The organism is Enterococcus sp. GC34 (genome assembly GCF_040886645.1).
Taxonomy (GTDB): Bacteria; Bacillota; Bacilli; order Lactobacillales; family Enterococcaceae; genus Enterococcus; species Enterococcus faecalis.
On sequence record NZ_JBFOEF010000019.1, the window covers coordinates 1 to 18629 of the forward strand.

General features: G+C 39.3%; 14 protein-coding genes. 1 reads left to right on the forward strand and 13 read right to left on the reverse strand.

Annotation, left to right across the window (positions count from 1 at the left end; all coding sequences use genetic code 11):
* Positions 1-169: 169 nt before the first annotated feature.
* The 12 genes from lysS to pth form a co-directional block, all read right to left on the reverse strand.
* Positions 170-1666, reverse strand: a complete 1497-nt coding sequence (gene lysS / locus AB3I72_RS13355) for a lysine--tRNA ligase (protein ID WP_002359372.1) — start codon at positions 1664-1666, stop codon at positions 170-172.
* A gap of 93 nt (positions 1667-1759) precedes the next feature.
* Entirely contained in the window at positions 1760-2758 is a 999-nt protein-coding gene (dusB, locus tag AB3I72_RS13360; protein WP_002356263.1) for a tRNA dihydrouridine synthase DusB, read from the reverse strand.
* Between the two features lie 11 nt (positions 2759-2769).
* Positions 2770-3666, reverse strand: coding sequence for an Hsp33 family molecular chaperone HslO (hslO, locus tag AB3I72_RS13365; protein ID WP_368024002.1), 897 nt, complete (start codon positions 3664-3666; stop codon positions 2770-2772).
* Between the two features lie 161 nt (positions 3667-3827).
* Entirely contained in the window at positions 3828-5984 is a 2157-nt protein-coding gene (gene ftsH / locus AB3I72_RS13370; RefSeq protein WP_002363441.1) for an ATP-dependent zinc metalloprotease FtsH, read from the reverse strand.
* Between the two features lie 93 nt (positions 5985-6077).
* A complete protein-coding gene (gene hpt / locus AB3I72_RS13375; protein ID WP_002356260.1) occupies positions 6078-6623 on the reverse strand; it encodes a hypoxanthine phosphoribosyltransferase in 546 nt (181 codons plus the stop codon).
* A gap of 18 nt (positions 6624-6641) precedes the next feature.
* Positions 6642-8030, reverse strand: coding sequence for a tRNA lysidine(34) synthetase TilS (tilS, locus tag AB3I72_RS13380; protein ID WP_002379219.1), 1389 nt, complete (start codon positions 8028-8030; stop codon positions 6642-6644).
* Positions 8031-8115: 85 nt separating this feature from the next.
* Positions 8116-8595, reverse strand: a complete 480-nt coding sequence (locus AB3I72_RS13385) for a S1 domain-containing RNA-binding protein (RefSeq protein WP_002356258.1) — start codon at positions 8593-8595, stop codon at positions 8116-8118.
* 44 nt (positions 8596-8639) lie between these two features.
* Positions 8640-9119 carry a septum formation initiator family protein gene (locus AB3I72_RS13390; protein ID WP_002356257.1) on the reverse strand — a complete coding sequence of 160 codons (480 nt, stop codon included), beginning with the start codon at positions 9117-9119 and terminating at the stop codon, positions 8640-8642.
* 254 nt (positions 9120-9373) lie between these two features.
* The gene (locus tag AB3I72_RS13395) at positions 9374-9637 is read right to left on the reverse strand and encodes an RNA-binding S4 domain-containing protein (protein WP_002356255.1); all 264 of its coding nucleotides are present in this window, start codon (positions 9635-9637) and stop codon (positions 9374-9376) included.
* A gap of 14 nt (positions 9638-9651) precedes the next feature.
* Positions 9652-11241: an oligosaccharide flippase family protein gene (locus AB3I72_RS13400; protein WP_368024003.1), complete on the reverse strand. Its 1590-nt coding sequence runs from the start codon at positions 11239-11241 to the stop codon at positions 9652-9654.
* Positions 11242-11256: 15 nt separating this feature from the next.
* Positions 11257-14736 (reverse strand): transcription-repair coupling factor, encoded by a 3480-nt coding sequence (mfd, locus tag AB3I72_RS13405; RefSeq protein ID WP_277600739.1) that lies wholly within the window; start codon positions 14734-14736, stop codon positions 11257-11259.
* A 79-nt stretch (positions 14737-14815) separates the two neighbouring features.
* The gene (gene pth, locus AB3I72_RS13410) at positions 14816-15382 is read right to left on the reverse strand and encodes an aminoacyl-tRNA hydrolase (protein WP_002361556.1); all 567 of its coding nucleotides are present in this window, start codon (positions 15380-15382) and stop codon (positions 14816-14818) included.
* Positions 15383-15717: 335 nt separating this feature from the next.
* Between pth and AB3I72_RS13415 the strand changes: the two genes are divergently transcribed.
* Complete coding sequence (locus AB3I72_RS13415) at positions 15718-16701, forward strand: L-lactate dehydrogenase (protein ID WP_002356251.1); 984 nt, start codon at positions 15718-15720, stop codon at positions 16699-16701.
* Between the two features lie 227 nt (positions 16702-16928).
* Here AB3I72_RS13415 and AB3I72_RS13420 read toward each other — a convergent pair whose 3' ends face one another.
* Positions 16929-18419: an aldehyde dehydrogenase family protein gene (locus tag AB3I72_RS13420; protein WP_368024004.1), complete on the reverse strand. Its 1491-nt coding sequence runs from the start codon at positions 18417-18419 to the stop codon at positions 16929-16931.
* Between the last annotated feature and the right edge of the window lie 210 nt (positions 18420-18629).

An 18629-nucleotide genomic window follows, 5' to 3' on the forward strand; every position in this document is an offset into this window, starting at 1 on the left:
CTTTCTTATCTGATTAGATAAAGTTCGTTTTTTTATCAGATTACCCATTCTTTTTATTACTCATCTTCGATTTTTTTAGAAAAAAAGAATTGGTTTCAATTGTTTTTCTATTCTTTTTTTATTTAATTTTTTGCGAATACAAAAAAAGATGCCCTTAAGGCATCTTTTTTTATCTCATCGTCGGGAATAGCAAGACATCACGAATTGATTGTGCATCGGTTAATAACATAACTAGTCGATCAATCCCAATACCTAATCCTCCGGTTGGTGGTAAGCCATATTCTAAGGCTTCGATGAAATCTTCATCTACTCCGTGTGCTTCATCATTTCCTTGTTCCCGTTCTTTTTCTTGTTCTTCAAAACGTTCACGTTGGTCAATTGGATCATTTAATTCTGTAAATGCATTAGCAAACTCTTTTCCGATAATAAATAGTTCAAAGCGGTCAGTGAAACGACCATCTTCTGGATTTTTCTTCGCTAATGGTGAAACAGCGACTGGGTGACCATAAATAAATGTTGGTTGTTGCAATGTATCTTCTACAAATGTTTCGAAAAATTCATTAATGATATGACCGACTGTCATGGCATCTGTAATTTCAACATTATGTTCTTTAGCCAACGCACGGGCTTCTTCTATCGTCATCTCTTGCCAAAAATCTACGCCCGTTTGTTCTTTGACTGCATCTACCATGTGTAGACGTTTGAAAGGACTGCCTAAATCAACCGCTTGACCATCGTACGTGATATCAGTAGTTCCTAAGACTTTTTCCGCAGCATTACGGATAATTCCCTCTGTTAAATCCATCACATCTTGATAATCAGTATAAGCGGTGTAAGCTTCTAGCATTGTAAATTCTGGGTTATGAGTGGTATCGATTCCTTCATTACGGAAGACACGACCAATTTCATATACTTTTTCCATGCCACCGACAATTAAACGTTTTAAATGTAACTCTAGGGCAATGCGTAAGTATAAGTCCATATCTAATGCATTATGGTGTGTGATAAATGGACGAGCAGCAGCTCCTCCTGCTTCGTTATGCAAGACAGGGGTTTCTACTTCGACATAGCCATTGCCATCTAGATAACGACGGATTTCGCTAATAATTTGACTGCGTTTCATGAAACGATCAAAGCTTTCTTTGTTACTGATTAAATCCAAATAGCGTTGACGATAGCGTTGTTCCACATTCGTTAATCCATGGTATTTATCTGGCAATGGACGCAAAGCTTTAGTTAATAACGTAATTGTTTGAGCTTTAACAGTAACTTCCCCCGTGTTGGTTTTCATTACTTGACCTGTCACACCAAAGAAGTCGCCTAAGTCAGCATGTTTAAATAGTTCATAGGCTTCGTCTCCAACTTGGTCCTTCCGAACATAAATTTGAATTTGGCCTTCACGGTCTTGCAAATGGGCGAAACCAGCTTTTCCTTTACCACGTTTTGTCATCATACGTCCAGCAACGCTGACTTCTGTATTCATTTCACTAAGTTCTTCTTTTGTATGATTATCATATTGTTCATGAAGTTCTGCTGAATTATGAGTGCGATCGAAACGTTTACCGAAAGGATCAATCCCTTCTTCACGTAAAGCTTCCATTTTTTCGCGGCGCACGAGCATTTGATCATTTAAATCCTCTAAATGCGCTTGTTGTTCTTCTGCCACTGTTGTTCCTCCATTCTTGATTTTAACCTATCCTAATAATGCCACAGTAATTCGAAAAAAAGCAAGCCGAATTTTACTTTCGGCTTGAATTTTTTATTCTTCTATAGTAGTTACAGCAACTTTGGAAATCTTCTCTACAAAGGCATCCAGTAAATCGACAACTGCTTGTTGTGTTTCAACTTGGTTAATCGCAACTTTCACTTTAGCTGCTCGCGAGATTCCTTTTAGATAGTAAGAAGCATGTTGGCGAAACTCACGGACCGCGATTTTTTCACCTTTTAAATCCACTAATCGTTGTAAATGAACTTTTGCAATATTGATTTTTTCAGCTGGTGAAGGCTCAGGCATCAATTCGCCCGTTTCCAAGTATTCTTTCGTCCGTTGAATCATCCAGGGATTGCCCAAAGCAGCTCGACCAATCATCACACCATCCGCTCCAACATATTCTAACATGCGTTTAGCATCTTCAGGCGTTTTGACATCGCCATTTCCCATAAAAGGAATGGTTAAATGCTTTTTCACTTCCTTTAAAACGTCCCAGTTGGCTGTCCCTTCATACATTTGGACACGTGTCCGACCATGCATAGCAATGGCCGAAGCCCCTGCTTGTTCGGCAGCCAAAGCGTTGTCTACAGCATATAGATGATCTTCATCCCAGCCTGTTCGCATTTTTACAGTGACAGGCAAAGAAACTGCCGAAGAGACTGCGTGAACCATCTCATGCACTTTATTCGGATCCAGCAACCATTTCGCACCAGCTTCAGCTTTAATTATTTTATTGACAGGGCAACCCATGTTAATATCAATAATCGCCGCTTGCGTATTTTCTTCCACAAACTTAGCAGCTTCCACTAATGTTTCTTTATCTCCACCAAAAATTTGTACACTTAAAGGATATTCTCGCTCATCAATATATAGCATTTCTAAGGTTTTTTTGTTTCTTAATTTAATCCCTTTATCACTAATCATTTCACAAACGACTAATCCTGCGCCAAATTCTTTTACAGTCACACGAAAAGCGGCGTTACTAATACCCGCCATCGGAGCTACGACAACACGGTTGGGGATTTCAACGTCTCCAATTTTCCACATAGTCTTTCCTCCTACTTTTGTTTCGTATTGCGAATCGCTTCATCGCGAAGTTCAATTAATTCTTCTTCACTATAGTGATATTTATTGTTACAGAATTGACAAACTGCTTCTGCTCCATGATCTTCATCAATCATCGCATTTAATTCATCGATCCCAACGGCAATCAAAGCGGTCGCAAATTTTTCTTTGGAACAGTCACATTTAAATTGTACAGGCATTTTTTCTAAAATTTCTACTTCGTCTTCTCCCAATAAGCGATACAAGACTTGTTCAGGTGTTTCTCCATTTTCTAGTAATTGTGAAATTGGTGGCACTTCCGCTAGACGCTGTTCAATAAAATCAATGGTACTTTCATCGGCACCTGGCATTACTTGAATCATAAAACCACCGGCTGCTTTCACAGATTCATCCGTGTCCACCAATACACCTAAACCGATAGCTGAGGGAACTTGTTCAGAGACCGCCATAAAATATGTAAAGTCTTCACCGATTTCACCAGAAACAATAGGTGTTTGTCCAGAAAAGGTTTCTTTTAATCCTAAATCTTTAATGACTGTGAAAATTCCTTCGTTACCGACAGCGCCACGTACATCAATTTTACCTGTTGCATTCAACTTTAAGCTGACATGTGGATTTTTAATGTAGCCTTTTGTTTCTCCACGGCCATTACTATCAACAATAATAGCGCCAGCTGGGCCATTTCCTTGTACTTTTACAGTTAATTTATCGTCACCTTTTAAAGTCGCTCCTAGTAAAAGGGCTCCAATCAATGTGCGCCCTAACGCTGCGGTAGAAGAACTCCATGTATCATGTCTTCTTTGCGCTTCGCTAACAATTTCAGTGGCACTGATGGCATATGCTCGTATTGAACCTTTATAACAAAGGGCTTTTACTAAATAATCTTCCATTCTTTTTCCTCTTCTCTTGGTGCTTTTTTGTCCATTAGTCAGATAATACTAGGAATCAGGTGTTTTTTCAACCAAATAATCTTCCTTCTATAGAATATCTTAATATTATAGAAGGTGCAGTATTCGTCATCTCGACAAATACTGCACCTTCTACTAATTGGTTATTTATAACGATCTTCGTAGTTATTGCGATCATATTCAGAATTGGAATCTGAATCTTTTTTCTCTTCAGATTGGACTTCTTTTTCTGTTTGTTCGCTTTCTACTTTGACTTCTTCTGCTTCATCATGTAATTCTTTTTTTGCTTCTTCAAAGTCTTGTTTTTCTTCAACTTGTTTTTGCGCTTCTTTTTCTTCTAAAGCACGTTTTGCTTCTTCGAATGTTTGCGCTTCTTTTTCACTAGGATAGTCGCTGTCAGCACCTTCAGGCATTTTACCTGTTTCAAATAATGATTTTATTGCTTTTGCATCTAATGTTTCATATTCTAATAGTTTTTCAGCGATTAGTTTATGTTGTTCACGGTGCGCTTCGATAATTTCATGCGCTTTTGTATGAGCATCCATTAAGATACGACGAACTTCCTGATCGATTTCAAACGCCACTTGTTCTGAGTAAGCTTTTGTTTGACCATAATCACGACCGACAAAGACTTGATGGTTTCCTTCATATTGAACAGGTCCTAATTTGTCGCTCATTCCATATTCCGTTACCATGCTACGGGCAATCCCTGTTGCTTGTTCAAAGTCATTTGAAGCCCCTGTTGATTGAACGCCAAAGATAATTTCTTCTGCTGTACGTCCACCAAGTAAGCCAACGATTTGTTCAAACATATCTTCTTTAGTCATTAAGAATTGATCTTCTTTTGGTAAAGCAATCATATAACCGCCTGCGCGACCACGAGGGATAATTGTTACTTTATGGACAACACGGGCACGGCTTAAGACTAAACCAACAATTGTGTGTCCTGCTTCATGGTAAGCCACCATTTCGCGTTCTTTTTTATTAATCACGCGATCTTTTTTAGCTGGACCAGCAATTACGCGGTCTTCGGCTTCATCCACATCAGAAGCATCAATTTTTTTCTTGTTACGACGAGCGGCAACTAAGGCTGCTTCGTTTAAGACATTTTCTAAATCAGCACCAGCAAAACCTGGTGTTTGTTGTGCAACAACTTTCAAATCAACGTCATCAGCTAACGGTTTGTTTTTCGCATGAACACGTAAAATCGCTTCACGACCTTTGACATCTGGACGTCCTACCAAGATTTGGCGGTCAAAACGACCTGGACGTAACAACGCTGGGTCTAACACGTCTGAACGGTTCGTTGCAGCAATTACGATAACTCCTTCATTGCCATCAAAACCATCCATCTCAACTAATAATTGGTTAAGGGTTTGTTCACGTTCGTCGTGTCCGCCACCCATACCAGCACCACGTTGACGACCAACTGCATCGATTTCATCGATAAAGATAATCGCAGGTGCGTTTTTCTTCGCTGTTTCAAATAAATCCCGGACACGGCTAGCACCGACCCCGACAAACATTTCAACGAAATCTGAACCTGAGATTGAGTAAAATGGCACACCTGCTTCACCTGCTACGGCTTTAGCAAGTAATGTTTTACCAGTCCCTGGAGGTCCTTCTAATAGTACGCCCGCAGGAATCCGTGCGCCTAATTCAGCGAAACGACGTGGATCTTTTAAGAATTCCACTACTTCAACTAATTCTTGTTTTTCTTCTTCCGCACCAGCTACATCTGAGAAGCGGACACGGTTAGCTTTTTTATCGGCTTCTTTGGCTTTGGATTTACCGAAGTTCATCACACGGCCACCGCCGCCACCGCCACCGCCTTGTTGGCTCATCATCATGTAGAAGAAGAAGAAAATAATCACTAATGGTAAGAAACTAAACAACAGTGACAACCAAGCACCACTTGTTGATTGTTCTTTGACAACTAGCTTCACCTTGTTATTTTGTGCCGCATCTTGAATGCCAGCTAAGGTTGTATCACTAGGTAAAACGGTTGTTGTGAAGCCTTTTGACGATGCTTGCGTTGAGCCCCACAATGACAGACCACCTGTGTCTTTCACTTCTTGTTTTTCTTTATACTGACCTTCAATCCGGTAAACCCCATTGGTTGGTTGAATGGTCATGTCTTTGACTTTTCCGTCTTCCAATTGTTGTTGGAAGGTTGAGTAATCGATGTCTGGCGATTGTTGGTTGTTATTTCCAAAAATGAAATAGACAACCATGACCATGGCAAGTACTACTAAGACGTAGTATAAACCATTTTTCATGCCATTATTCTTTTTGTTCATGCCTGTCCTCCTTATGCTCATCATTACAATTCATGTTATTCTTTTATCAATCCTGACCTTTACATTGTAACACAATTAATTCCTTGATAGATATTAATTTGATTCGTAAACTTCAGGTTTTAAAACGCCAATATAAGGCAAGTTGCGGTACGTTTCTGCATAGTCTAATCCGTAACCGACCACAAACTCATTGGGCACATCAAACCCTACGTAGTCAGCTTTAATGTCTACTACACGGCCTTCTGGTTTATCTAATAAGGTAACAATTTTCACAGATGCAGCTTTACGGTATCTAAACAAATCTACTAAATACGCTAATGTACGACCACTATCGATGATATCTTCTACGATTAAAATATGTCTACCTTCGACATTTGTGTCTAAGTCTTTGACAATTTTTACTTCGCCTGAAGAAACTGTCGCGTTGCCGTAGCTAGATACATCCATAAAGTCCAATTCTAAATAAGTATTGATTTCACGAGTCAAATCAGCCATAAATGGTACTGCACCTTTTAAAATACCGACCACTAAAGGATTTTTCCCTTGATATTCTTCTGTCAGTTGCTTGCCAAGCTCTGCAGACTTCGCAAGAATTTCTTCTTTGGAGATTAGGACTTTCTCAATATCTTTTTCTATCATAGTGCGCTCCTTTCAGCATTACTCCTTTGTCTTAAAAAGGAGTCTGTAGTGTATTTTATCAGTTTCTAAAGGAATACTCAAATAGGAATTTGCAAATTTTGGTACCCAAATGATTTCCTCTTGCTCATCCGTAATGACCCAAGCACTCTCTCTCGCTTCATTTGGCACTTTTTGATCAATAAAAACTCTGCTTAATTTTTTCGTAAACCCTGGTTTTAATGTAATCCGATCACCACTTTGGCGATGACGAACGGTCAAAGGTGTGGCTGTGGTCAACGGGATCGCTAACAACTGACCCGTCCACTGATTAATCTCTTCAGGAAGAGGAAACGGTTTGTCTGTCGCAATTAATCCTAGCCACTCGGTTTCCGATAAATAAATCCCCGCACCAGGTACTAATAAATGTGTAACTTCTTCTCGCAGTGCAGCCTGTTTTTGTTCTAAGCATAGCCAATCATAACTTTTAGCTAGTTGCCATTGCTGTTCTAACATAACCGAGCCTTGCGGTTGGCGTTCATCATTCAAAACTTTTAAAATTTGTGTCATCTGGCGTTGGTTTAACGAAACCCCTAACGGCACTAATGTTTTTTGGAAAAACGCGGTTAAAAAGAAGTGCTGGTACGCAGGCGTTTCTTTTAATAATCTCTTCAAAGGAATGCGCCATCCTTGTTTGGTCGGTTCTACGGCTTCAGATAATTGAGGCTCAATTTGTTCTTGAATAAATTCTTGGGCAAAACGTTGTTCATTACTAAAAGAAGCAATCTGATCTAAGAATTGCGGATTTTCCTGCTTTAATAGCGGCAAAACCTGATTACGGAGTCGATTTCTCAAATATTCATTGGTTTGGTTCGTTTCGTCCTCAAAATAAACGAATGCTTGGCGCTGTGCAAATTGATACAATTCTTCTTTTGGATAAATAAGTAACGGACGAATCAATTCCCCTGTTGCAAAAGGACGTCTCTCTTTAATGCCTGCGGAATGGGAAAAATTAGTTCCTCGAATCAGCTTCATTAAAATCGTTTCCGCTTGATCGTCTAGATGATGTGCCGTCATTAAGACCGCCGCACCTTCAATTTCCATGACTTCTTTAAAAAATTCATAACGAAATGTGCGCGCTTTTGCTTCTAAATTCCGTTGCTTTTCAGGGTCTTCCCAACGTGTTTCATAATACGTTAGCTCTCGCTGCTGACAATAGGTAGCGAGATATTGCGCTTCCTGTGCCGACGCTTCTCGCAATTGATGATTGACGTGTGCAACAACCAATTGTAATTGTTCTTTTTCTGCCACCTGTTCCATTAACGTCAAAAGGGCCATGGAGTCTACACCACCAGAAACGGCGACCACGATTGTTTGATGCGGTTGCCAAAATCCTTGTTCTTTTCCTCGTTTATAAAACTGCCAAAACATTGTTCGCCCTTCTTTCTTCCTTAGAATAAAAGAGGAACCGAGAAATAACCCATTCGTTATCCCCAGTCCCCCTATTTGTTTGTGCTTAGCCGCGACGTCCGCCACGTCCGCCACGTTTGCCTTCAGTATTACGTTTTAATGAAGATAAACGGTCATCACTATCTTTCAAGAAAGAGCTCATCAATGAGTCAAAATCTTGTTTATTGTTATTGTTATTTGCTTGTGGTTTATTGAAAGGCTTTTTGCCCCCTGCGCGTGGATTACGGTCACGATTCTCATAATTGTTTTCACGACGTTGAAATTCACGTTTTGGTTGTTGCCCTTCTGCTGGCTCTTGTGCTTTACGGATCGATAAGCCAATTTTGCCGTCGTCACCAACTGAGGTTACTTTCACTGTTACTTCGTCACCTACTGTTAATACATCATGAATATCTTTAACGAATCCATTAGACACTTCACTGATGTGTACTAACCCAGTTTTTCCTTCTCCTAAATCAATAAATGCACCAAAGTTAGTAATCCCTGACACTTTTCCTGGCAATTTAGCTCCTACTTCGATTGACATAAAAAAATTGTTCCTCCTATTTTTTCCCTAATTATAATTGCAGTTTATTCAGCTGAAGACTTAGTTGTTTCAGTTGAAGACTGTGATTGACTATTTTTTTCTGAACTGCTCTTGCTTTCTTCCGCTCCAGAAGTCTGTGTTTTTTTCATTTGTTCTGGTGTGGGATAAATCTGTTCGCCTTCTTTTGAGAGAAGGAAACGGCTACGTGCTAATTTTGCCACATAATCATCATCTTTTAACAAAGCAACGTCTTTTTTTAGATCCTTGACCTTCTTATCAACTGCTACGGATTCAGCAATTGCATCTGCTCGTTCTTGTTTGAAAGCACCTAAGCGATGATAATCTTTCATCAATTGGATGCCAGAAAAGGCAAAAATAATGAAGGCCACGAGAAAAATCGCTGCCAAGCGTCTGCGTCTAAAAATCAATTGTTTCTGTTGTTTTTGGAATTCGACATACTGTTCTTTCGTGTAGTCATTTTCCAATGCCGCAACTTTCTTCGAGTTTTTTTCATTCTTTCCCATCGTCTCGCTCCACTCGCTTTGGATTGTCCGTTTTATTATACCAACATCTAAGAACCTTGTCTAATGTTAATTTCAGAGAAGTTAAAGAAAAGCAAGCTTTTTTCTAAAATATTCTTTGCTTTTGAAATAACAGCGGTTGATTTATTAATTTTTTTCAAAAGCGGCGCGTCTGTTTCATTAAAACGCTGAAAGGATGAAGCGCTTGGAATATTCATCTTTTCAATGAACTTGCCAAGCGCTCCATCCTCACCTGCTTATTCTTCAGAGACACGTGTTTCTGATTTTATTTCATACATTTTTGTGGCATCTTCTTTTTTCGTAGAGTCATTTAGTTGCAGGACTTCTACTTCTAAAATTCTGTTCCCAAATTGAATTTTGACAAGGTCACCAATCTTCACAGTACTAGAAGATTTGGCTAAGACTCCGTTGATTTGAATCCGACCTTTATCAGCGACTTCTTTGGCAACTGTTCTTCTTTTAATAATGCGAGAAACTTTTAAAAATTTATCTAACCGCATCACATTCACCTCTTTTATTTTTTTTGTCTCATCCGTAAAATTTTTGCGCCATACGGTAAACTTAACCATTCACGTATCGTAAATAATTCTAACTTAATGATGGTGCTAATAAAAACTGTACCACCCACTGCAACACCTAAAACTGTAACGAAAAACGCTTGACTTCGGTGATACACACCTTGGAACAAGATGGAGATAATTCCTTGATAGACCAGCAATGACAGCATCATGATTGCTAAACTAAGCAACAGTTTTTTCAAAAAGTTTCGTTCTCGAACAAAACAATTAATCGCTGCATCCGATTGTCGGACTAAAACGAATAACGTCGCTAGTAACCCAAGGATGGTAGACCAACTAGCACCTAATGTTCCCCAACGAATGGTGAAAAAGCCCGTTGTCAGTAACTTCACTAATAAGCCCACACCAGCTGCCACTAAAGGACCTTTAAAACGATTGCGACTTTGTTCAATACTTTGGTAGGCCTGAATAATGGCCATAAAAGCGATGGATAAAACATACACCCCTAAAACATCGTTGCCTTTATAATCTTTAAAAAGCGTAAAGTTCATGTACGGCAATAACATCATCAGACCAATCGAAGCCGCCGATGCCAAGGTTGTGGTAAGACGCAAAAAGATTTTTGCAACTTGTAAAAATTGTTGACGGTCTTTTTTCATAAAATATTTTGTCAAACCTGGTAAAAAGGTCGAGCTTAAAGCTAAAGCAATTACCAACCCTAATTGAACTAGTGGTTGTCCTCTATCATAGACCCCTTTGTCCACTTTCGCAGCTAAATCAGAGAGCCCGAAAAGCATGAGGGCATTTTTTACTTTAAAGGAATCAATTAATTGAAATAGAATCAGAAAAGCACTATATAAAGAGACCAAACCACCCTCAATCATTAAACGTTTAAATAGTTCTTTAGTTTGAGGCATAATCTTCCATTGATGCAAGTATTCCGTACTTCCACTAAGAATTTTTCGATTGTAGTACCATAAGACAAGTACCGCTAAGATACCGCCAGCCAACGCACCACTCATGGCCACCGTCCCCGTTTGGTAAATGGAGCCACCAAAGTAATGATAGGACAACGCAGCTACTAGAATAACCCCGACACGCACAAACTGTTCCATCACCTGTGAAATACCACTAGGCACCATCAACAAATGTCCTTGAAAATTCCCACGATAGAAAGAAAGAATTGGAACGAGTAAAAAGGTAAAGGAAACAACTTCCATTAATGGTTGGAGTGCAGCATCCCCCATACTAATAGCAATTTCTTGACTACCAAAGAAAAAGAAGGCCCAACAAGCAATCGCTAACCATAACACATAGGGATATAGTTGGCGCAACACTTGTTTTTGACTCCGAATATCTGGTTGTTCAGCAACAATTTTGGAAATAAATTGCGGTAAGCCTGACAATGCTAATGTCATCGCAATCCCATAGATTGGATAAACTTGCTGATACACGTAAAATCCTTCATCCCCTACAAAGTTCTGAAAAGGAACGCGATAAAACGCACTCAACACTTTTGCAATGAAGGAAGCAATGGTTAACACAACGGCACCTTGCATCATTCGCTGCATTTCTTTTTGTGCCATCTTCTAGGCCTCCTTTTAAAGGGAATCCGTTTCTTGCGAATGTTTGTATTTTTCTTGTCGTAATGCGGTTGTAAAAGTAGCAATTTCTTGAATCCAAACAGCTTCTTTACAATCTTTCGGCAACTTCAAGGAAATAGTCATTTGTTCTTTCTCAACTGCTAAATCCGCTTTTAAGCTGGTGGCCGATAACGCTTCAAACAATTGCTCCACAGAGTATGTTTTTGTGCCAATTTTACTTAACACAAACTTGACTTTTTGGTCGCGTTTACGAATACTTTCTAACAAGGCACGGTCGCCATCCATTTTGATACGGCCAGTGGTTAATAAATGCGCCACTTCGTCAGGATACTCTCCAAAGCGGTCTAACAAGTCCGCTTCTAATTCTTCGTACATATCCATATTTTCTAATTGACGAATCCGTTTATAAATTTCAATTTTTTGTCGTTCATCTGTGATGTACGTTCCTGGAATATAAGCATCAATGCCCAAATCAATCTCAACAGACGTTTTTTGGTCTTGGATATTTTTCCCTTGTTTACGAGCAACTGCCTCAGATAACATCTGTGAGTACATATCAAACCCAACCGAATCAATGAAGCCGTGTTGTTGGGCACCAAGAAGGTTCCCGGCCCCTCGAATGGAAAGGTCACGCATCGCAATTTTGAACCCAGAACCTAATTCCGTAAAGTCTTTAATTGCTTCTAAACGTTTCTCACTAACTTCGTTTAGGATTTTTTGCTGTTCGTACATAAAATAAGCATAGGCCACTCGATTGCTACGCCCCACACGACCACGTAATTGATACAACGTAGATAAGCCCATGTAGTCCGCATTTTCTACAAACAAGGTATTAGCATTAGGAATATCTACTCCTGTTTCAATAATTGTTGTAGTGACTAATATATCATATTGTCCTTCAATAAAATCAAACAAAGTATTCTCGAGCTGTACTTCTGTCATTTGACCATGTGCATACGCAATTCGTGCGTCTGGAACTAGTGCTTGTAACTCTTCAACTTTTCGTTCAATCGTATCTACTCGATTGTATAAATAAAAGACTTGACCATCTCGGGCCATTTCTCGCTCAATCGCTTCCCGAATCGCCCCAGGATTATTTTCCATGACATACGTTTGGATCGGATAACGATTCTCTGGTGGGGTTTCGATGACAGATAAATCACGGACACCTAACATCGACATATGAAGGGTCCTTGGGATTGGTGTTGCTGTTAACGTCAAGACATCCACTTGTGAACGCAATTGTTTTAGTCGTTCTTTATGTTTCACTCCAAACCGTTGTTCCTCATCAATAATCAACAAGCCTAAATCACTAAAATTAATATCTTGCGACAATAAACGATGGGTACCAATCACAATATCTACTTGGCCATGTTTAATTTTTTCAATTGTTTCATTTTGCTGTTTTTTCGTGCGGAAACGACTTAATAAACCAATTTCTACAGGAAAGCCCTCAAACCGCTCTTGAATCGTTTCGTAATGTTGTTGCGCTAAAATAGTTGTTGGCACTAAAAAGGCAACCTGTTTATTGTTGCTAACAGCTTTGAAGGCCGCTCGTAAAGCCACTTCTGTTTTACCAAACCCTACATCGCCAACTAACAAACGATCCATTGGTCGAGATTTTTCCATGTCGTGTTTAATTTCGGCAGCACTACGTAATTGATCGTCTGTTTCAGAATACGGAAAAGCCTCTTCAAATTCTTTTTGATACGCATCATCTGGCGGAAAAGCATAACCTTTTTCCGATTCTCTTGTCGCATAAAGTAAGATTAAATCATCCGCGATATCTTCAATTTTCGAAGCAACTTTTCGTTTGGTTTTCGTCCACTCACTGCCGCCTAGCTTGTTAATTTTCGGCGTTTTAGACTCGGAAGCAACGAACTTTTGAATCAAGTTCAATTGTGTGACTGGAATAAATAACTTGTCATCATTTTGGTACAAGATAGTCATGTAATCTTGATGGACCCCATCAACTTCTAAGGTTTCCATACCAATATATTTACCAATCCCGTGATTCGCATGAACGACATAATCGCCCGTTTTTAAGTCGCTATAACTTTTCAAACGTTCCGCATTAGAGATTGTTTGACGACGTGCCCGTTTTTTGGTCGTTGTATGAAAAATTTCTTTTTCCGTAATCGCCACGAGCTTGTTTTTAGGTAATTCAAACCCTGTTTGTAATGCACCTTGGACAATTTGGACATGCCCATCTAACAGCTGATCCCAATTGCTTACTACGCTAGGTATATCAAAGTCCTGAAATAGCTCTTCGACTTTTTGAATCCGTTCTTTCGTAGGAACAAAAACAACGACCGTTTGGTTTTGCTTTTGCCAACGGTCCACTTCCGCTTTTAGCAACGGCATTTGCCCGAAGAATTGTTGCATTGAACGATATTGGAAATTATGGACTTCTTGGAAACGAAGATTCCCCATTCCTTTTTGAAAAAGTGAAAAGAAGGTCGTATTTCGTGCGGTTTTTCGCAATTGATCATGAAAGTCTACGCCAAAAGTTTGTTCAGAAAACACGCGCATTTCTTCAATTTTCAGGGTTTGCCATTCCGCTTCCTCTCTAGCGATCTCTCGCTCCGTTTCCATCATACGAGAATAATCATCCACAAAAAGCAAACTATTTTCTGGTAAATAATCTAACAGCGTAGTTTTTTGTTGGTACAGAAAATCTGTATAATAGTGAGCATTTTCTGTAGGAATCCCTTGTTCCCAAGAAGACAGCAACTGACCAAAATATTCTTCTAAAAAATCGGTCTCCGTTTGATCTTTAGCTGTCGCTAAACGTTTTTCTAGAGCATCTTGTAACCTCATCATGCCATGATTCATATCTGCCTTTGAGAACACTAAATCAGTCATTGGTGAAATCGTTACTTCTTCAAGATTTTCTAATGAACGTTGGGTATCCGCTTCAAAATAACGGATTGAGTCGATTTCAACATCAAACAGTTCCACCCGAACAGGGTATTCGGCATTTAGCGGATAGACATCAATAATGCTTCCGCGAATACTAAATTCGCCAGGCTTCCCGACCATCGATTGGCGTTCATAGCCCATTAACACTAGGCGTTGCGCGAGGATTTCAGGTTCTACTTCCGTCCCGATTTCCCAATGAAGTTGCGCATTTTGCCACGTTTCTTTCGTTGGCAAATATTTTCGTAGTCCAGCTACTGGTACGACCACGATTCCTGCATTCGCTGTCATCAGGAAATTTAACGCACTCACTCGATCTGCGCGCGCTTCTGGTGAAGAAAAGGCCATTTCGGCGGATAACACTTCATCTACTGGAAATAGATGAACTTGTTCTGAAGGTAAAATATTTAAAAAATCATCTACTAATTGATTGGCATAGTATAGGTTTGGGACCGCAATAACAATTTTTTGATGCGTCTTTTGTAAAGCGCCTGCCATCAGTAATGTTTTAGCAGAGCCTGATAACCCAGTAATTAGTTGGCGCGTTCCTGTTGTCATTAGTTGACTGCGCCATGATTTAGCAATTTCTGTTTGGCTAATTCGTTCGATAATATTCAAACAAGGGCCCTCCTTTCTGCTATTTTCCATTAAATTGATTCATTGTTTCAACAAACGTATGTCCTTCACATGCATATAAAGCGGCATCGGCTGCTTTTTTTACAGCAAGTAACATCTCTTCGTGTGTTTCTTTGGGAAAAGTACTTAGTACATGGTGGATAACTGTATCATTTTTTGAGGGCCGACCAATGCCAATTTTAATTCTAGGAAAGACATTTGTTCCTAAATGGGCAATCAGACTTTTTATCCCATTGTGGCCGCCAGCACTACCTTTTTGCCGTAAACGAATTTTACCGACCTCTAAGTCTAAGTCATCATAAATAACAATCAAGTCTTCCTCATCTACCCCAAAGTAGGTCAACAACGGACCAACAGAGCGACCTGATTCATTCATAAATGTTAATGGTTTCACTAACAATACTTTCTCAGTCCCTATAAAAAACTCTGCAATATCTGCTTCAAAATTACTATTATTAAACGAAACATTTTGCCGATACGCAATTTCATCTAGCGTAATAAAGCCAATGTTGTGTTTTGTTTCTTTGTATTTACTACCGGGATTTCCCAGTCCTACGATTACTTTCATCTTTCATTCTCCTTGGATTATAAGCTTGCCAACACAAAATGGCTGGGAAGCATATGCGCTACCCAGTTTTATTCATTATACCATAGAAATAAAAAAACTCGCAGTCTTTGAAGATTAAGAAAGATGTAAAAAAATTTTTTAGAAATTTAAATATGCGTAAGATAGTGAAATTACGCACATGTAAGAGCTACCATTTTGAAACAGGTCTGAAAACTGTATCATTTTTACAATCAAAGTTCGTGACATTTTTTACAAACCATGTTACTATCACTTTAGCAACAGGAAATAAAAACTCGTTGCTCACGAAAAAGAATGTAGAGGAAGGAATGGTACACATGACTGCAGCCGCAGGGAATAAAGATCACCAAAAAGTAATTTTAGTCGGGGACGGTGCCGTAGGTTCTAGCTATGCCTTTGCTTTAGTAACTCAGAATATTGCTCAAGAAGTTGGGATTATTGATATTAATGTACCAAAAACTGAAGGAGACGCGTTGGACTTATCTCACGCATTAGCATTTACTTCTCCTAAAAAAATCTATGCTGCTACTTATGACGATTGCCATGATGCAGACTTAGTTGTCTTAACAGCTGGTGCGCCTCAAAAACCAGGCGAAACTCGTTTAGACTTAGTTCATAAAAACTTGAAAATTAATAAAGAAATCGTTACAACAATTGTTGATTCTGGTTTCAACGGTATCTTCTTAGTTGCCGCAAACCCAGTCGACATTTTGACTTATTCAACTTGGAAATTCTCTGGCTTCCCGAAAGAACGAGTAATCGGTTCAGGAACTTCACTAGATTCTGCTCGTTTCCGTCAAGCAATTGCCGAATTAGTTGATGTTGATGCACGAAATGTCCATGCCTACATCTTAGGGGAACACGGAGATACAGAATTTCCAGTTTGGTCACATGCGAATGTCGCTGGCTTACAAATTTACGAATGGGTGAAAAATAATCCTGACGTCGATGAAGAAGCAATGGTTAATTTATTCTTCAACGTACGCGACGCTGCTTACACAATCATCGAGAAAAAAGGAGCTACTTTCTATGGAATCGCGGTTGCACTAGCGCGTATCACTAAAGCTATCCTAAACGATGAAAACTCTGTGTTACCATTATCTGTTTATTTAGAAGGTGAATATGGTCAAAACGATATTTATATCGGTGCACCAGCGATCATCAACCGCCAAGGCGTTAAACAAGTCATTGAAATTCCATTAACAGATGCTGAACAAGAAAAAATGGAAGCTTCTGCTTCTGCATTAAAAGAAGTTATTGAAACAGCTTTTGCTAAATTTGAAGCAGAAGAAGCAAAATAACTCCTTCTATAATAGTCGAAAATTAAAAACAACCAAGAGTGAACACTATTGTTACTCCGCTTTAAAGCCTGGTACAAAAATCCAAAGTGATTTTTGTACCAGGCTTTACTTTTAATCTGTTTTACTTTACTCATCACTCAACTTTTAAAAAAAAATTATTGTTTTGTTTAGCTCGAAAAATAACAATAGCCAAAAATAAGTTTGTTATCTAAAATTCACTACACTACTTAATACAGTCCATCTGCTTCTTCTTTTGTCACAATGTAAATATTTTTCATTTGCGTATAAGCATCTAGCATTGATTTATGCGTTTCTCGACCAATTCCTGATTTTTTATAACCGCCAAATGGCGCGCCCGCAGGCAATTGATTGTATGTGTTGACCCACATCCGACCTGTCCGTACACTACGAGCAACCCGTAATGCCACATTGATATCTTGAGAAAAGACGGCACCACCTAGACCATATTCAGAATCATTAGCTAAACGAATGACTTCTTCTTCCGTTTCAAATTTAATCACTGTTGCAACAGGACCAAAGATTTCTTCTTGGGCCACACACATTGTATTCGTGCCGTTTGCTAATAACGTAGGAGCTAAAAATGCCCCCTTGTCTAGCCCATTTTCTGTTAAACGTTGCCCTCCAGTAATCAGCGTAGCTCCTTCCTTCACACCAATTTCGACATATTTTAAAATTTCTTCCAATTGATGCTCATTGATCTGAGCGCCCATTTCAACGTCTTTTTCCCACGGGAAACCAACGTTCACTTGTTCAAATTTTTCCTTTAAAGCTTCTACAAATTGATCATAAATACCTGACTGAACGAACACACGAGACCCAGCACAACAAACTTGCCCTTGATTGAATAAAATCCCTAACTGCACGCCTTCTAATGCACGTTCCCAATTGGCATCTTCAAAAATAATGTTGGCTGATTTTCCGCCAAGTTCTAAAGTGGCTGGAATTAGGCGGTCGGCCGCCGCTTTAGCGACAGTGTACCCCACCTCTGTTGAGCCTGTAAAAGCTAGCTTATCAAACCCTGGATGTGCCAACATATAATTTCCTGAATCAGAACCACGACCGGTGATTAAATTCACTACTCCTTTCGGCAAGACTTGATCAAAAATCTTAAACAATTCCAACAGACTTAATGATGTGCTCGAGGACGGATGAATCACAACCGTATTACCTGCTGCCAACGCTGGCGCTAATTTCCAAGCGCCCATTAATAAGGGGAAATTCCACGGAATAATTTGACCCACAACACCGATAGGTTCTTTCACAACAATGGATAACGTATCCTTATCAAATTCTTTGACAGACCCTTCTTCTCCACGAATCACACTAGCAAAATACCGAAAATGGTCTGCACTGGCAGGGACATCAATCGATTGCGTTTCCCGAAGCGGTTTTCCATTATCTAAAGTCTCCACCATAGCCAAATGTTCTTGATTTTCTTCAATCAAATCAGCAATTTTCAACAAAAGATTGCTTCTTGTTACAACGTCAACATCTTTCCATGTCTGAAACGCTTCTTGGGCTGCTTCTACAGCTCGATCCACATCTGCATTTGTGGCATCTACAAATTCTGCTAATTTTTCACCATTACTAGGATTGTAACTAGCAATCATTTTGTTACCACTACCTGTTGTCCACTCTCCATTAATATACAATTGATAGCTACTGGCAACTACTTGATTTATTTCTTTTTTACTCATTTACCCACCTCTTTTTTTATTTTTTGTATCCGCTTACAATTATAAGACATCTTTCACCTAAAAGTAAATGATTCTACCTAAAAAAAAAATAGTTCTCGGCGACTGTTGCTAACTCATCCCGACCTGAAACCTCCTGGCAATAACTAAATGTATTAAACTTTATTGGAGAGAACTTTTGCCACAAAAAAAGCTAGCACTGAAGAATTAAAA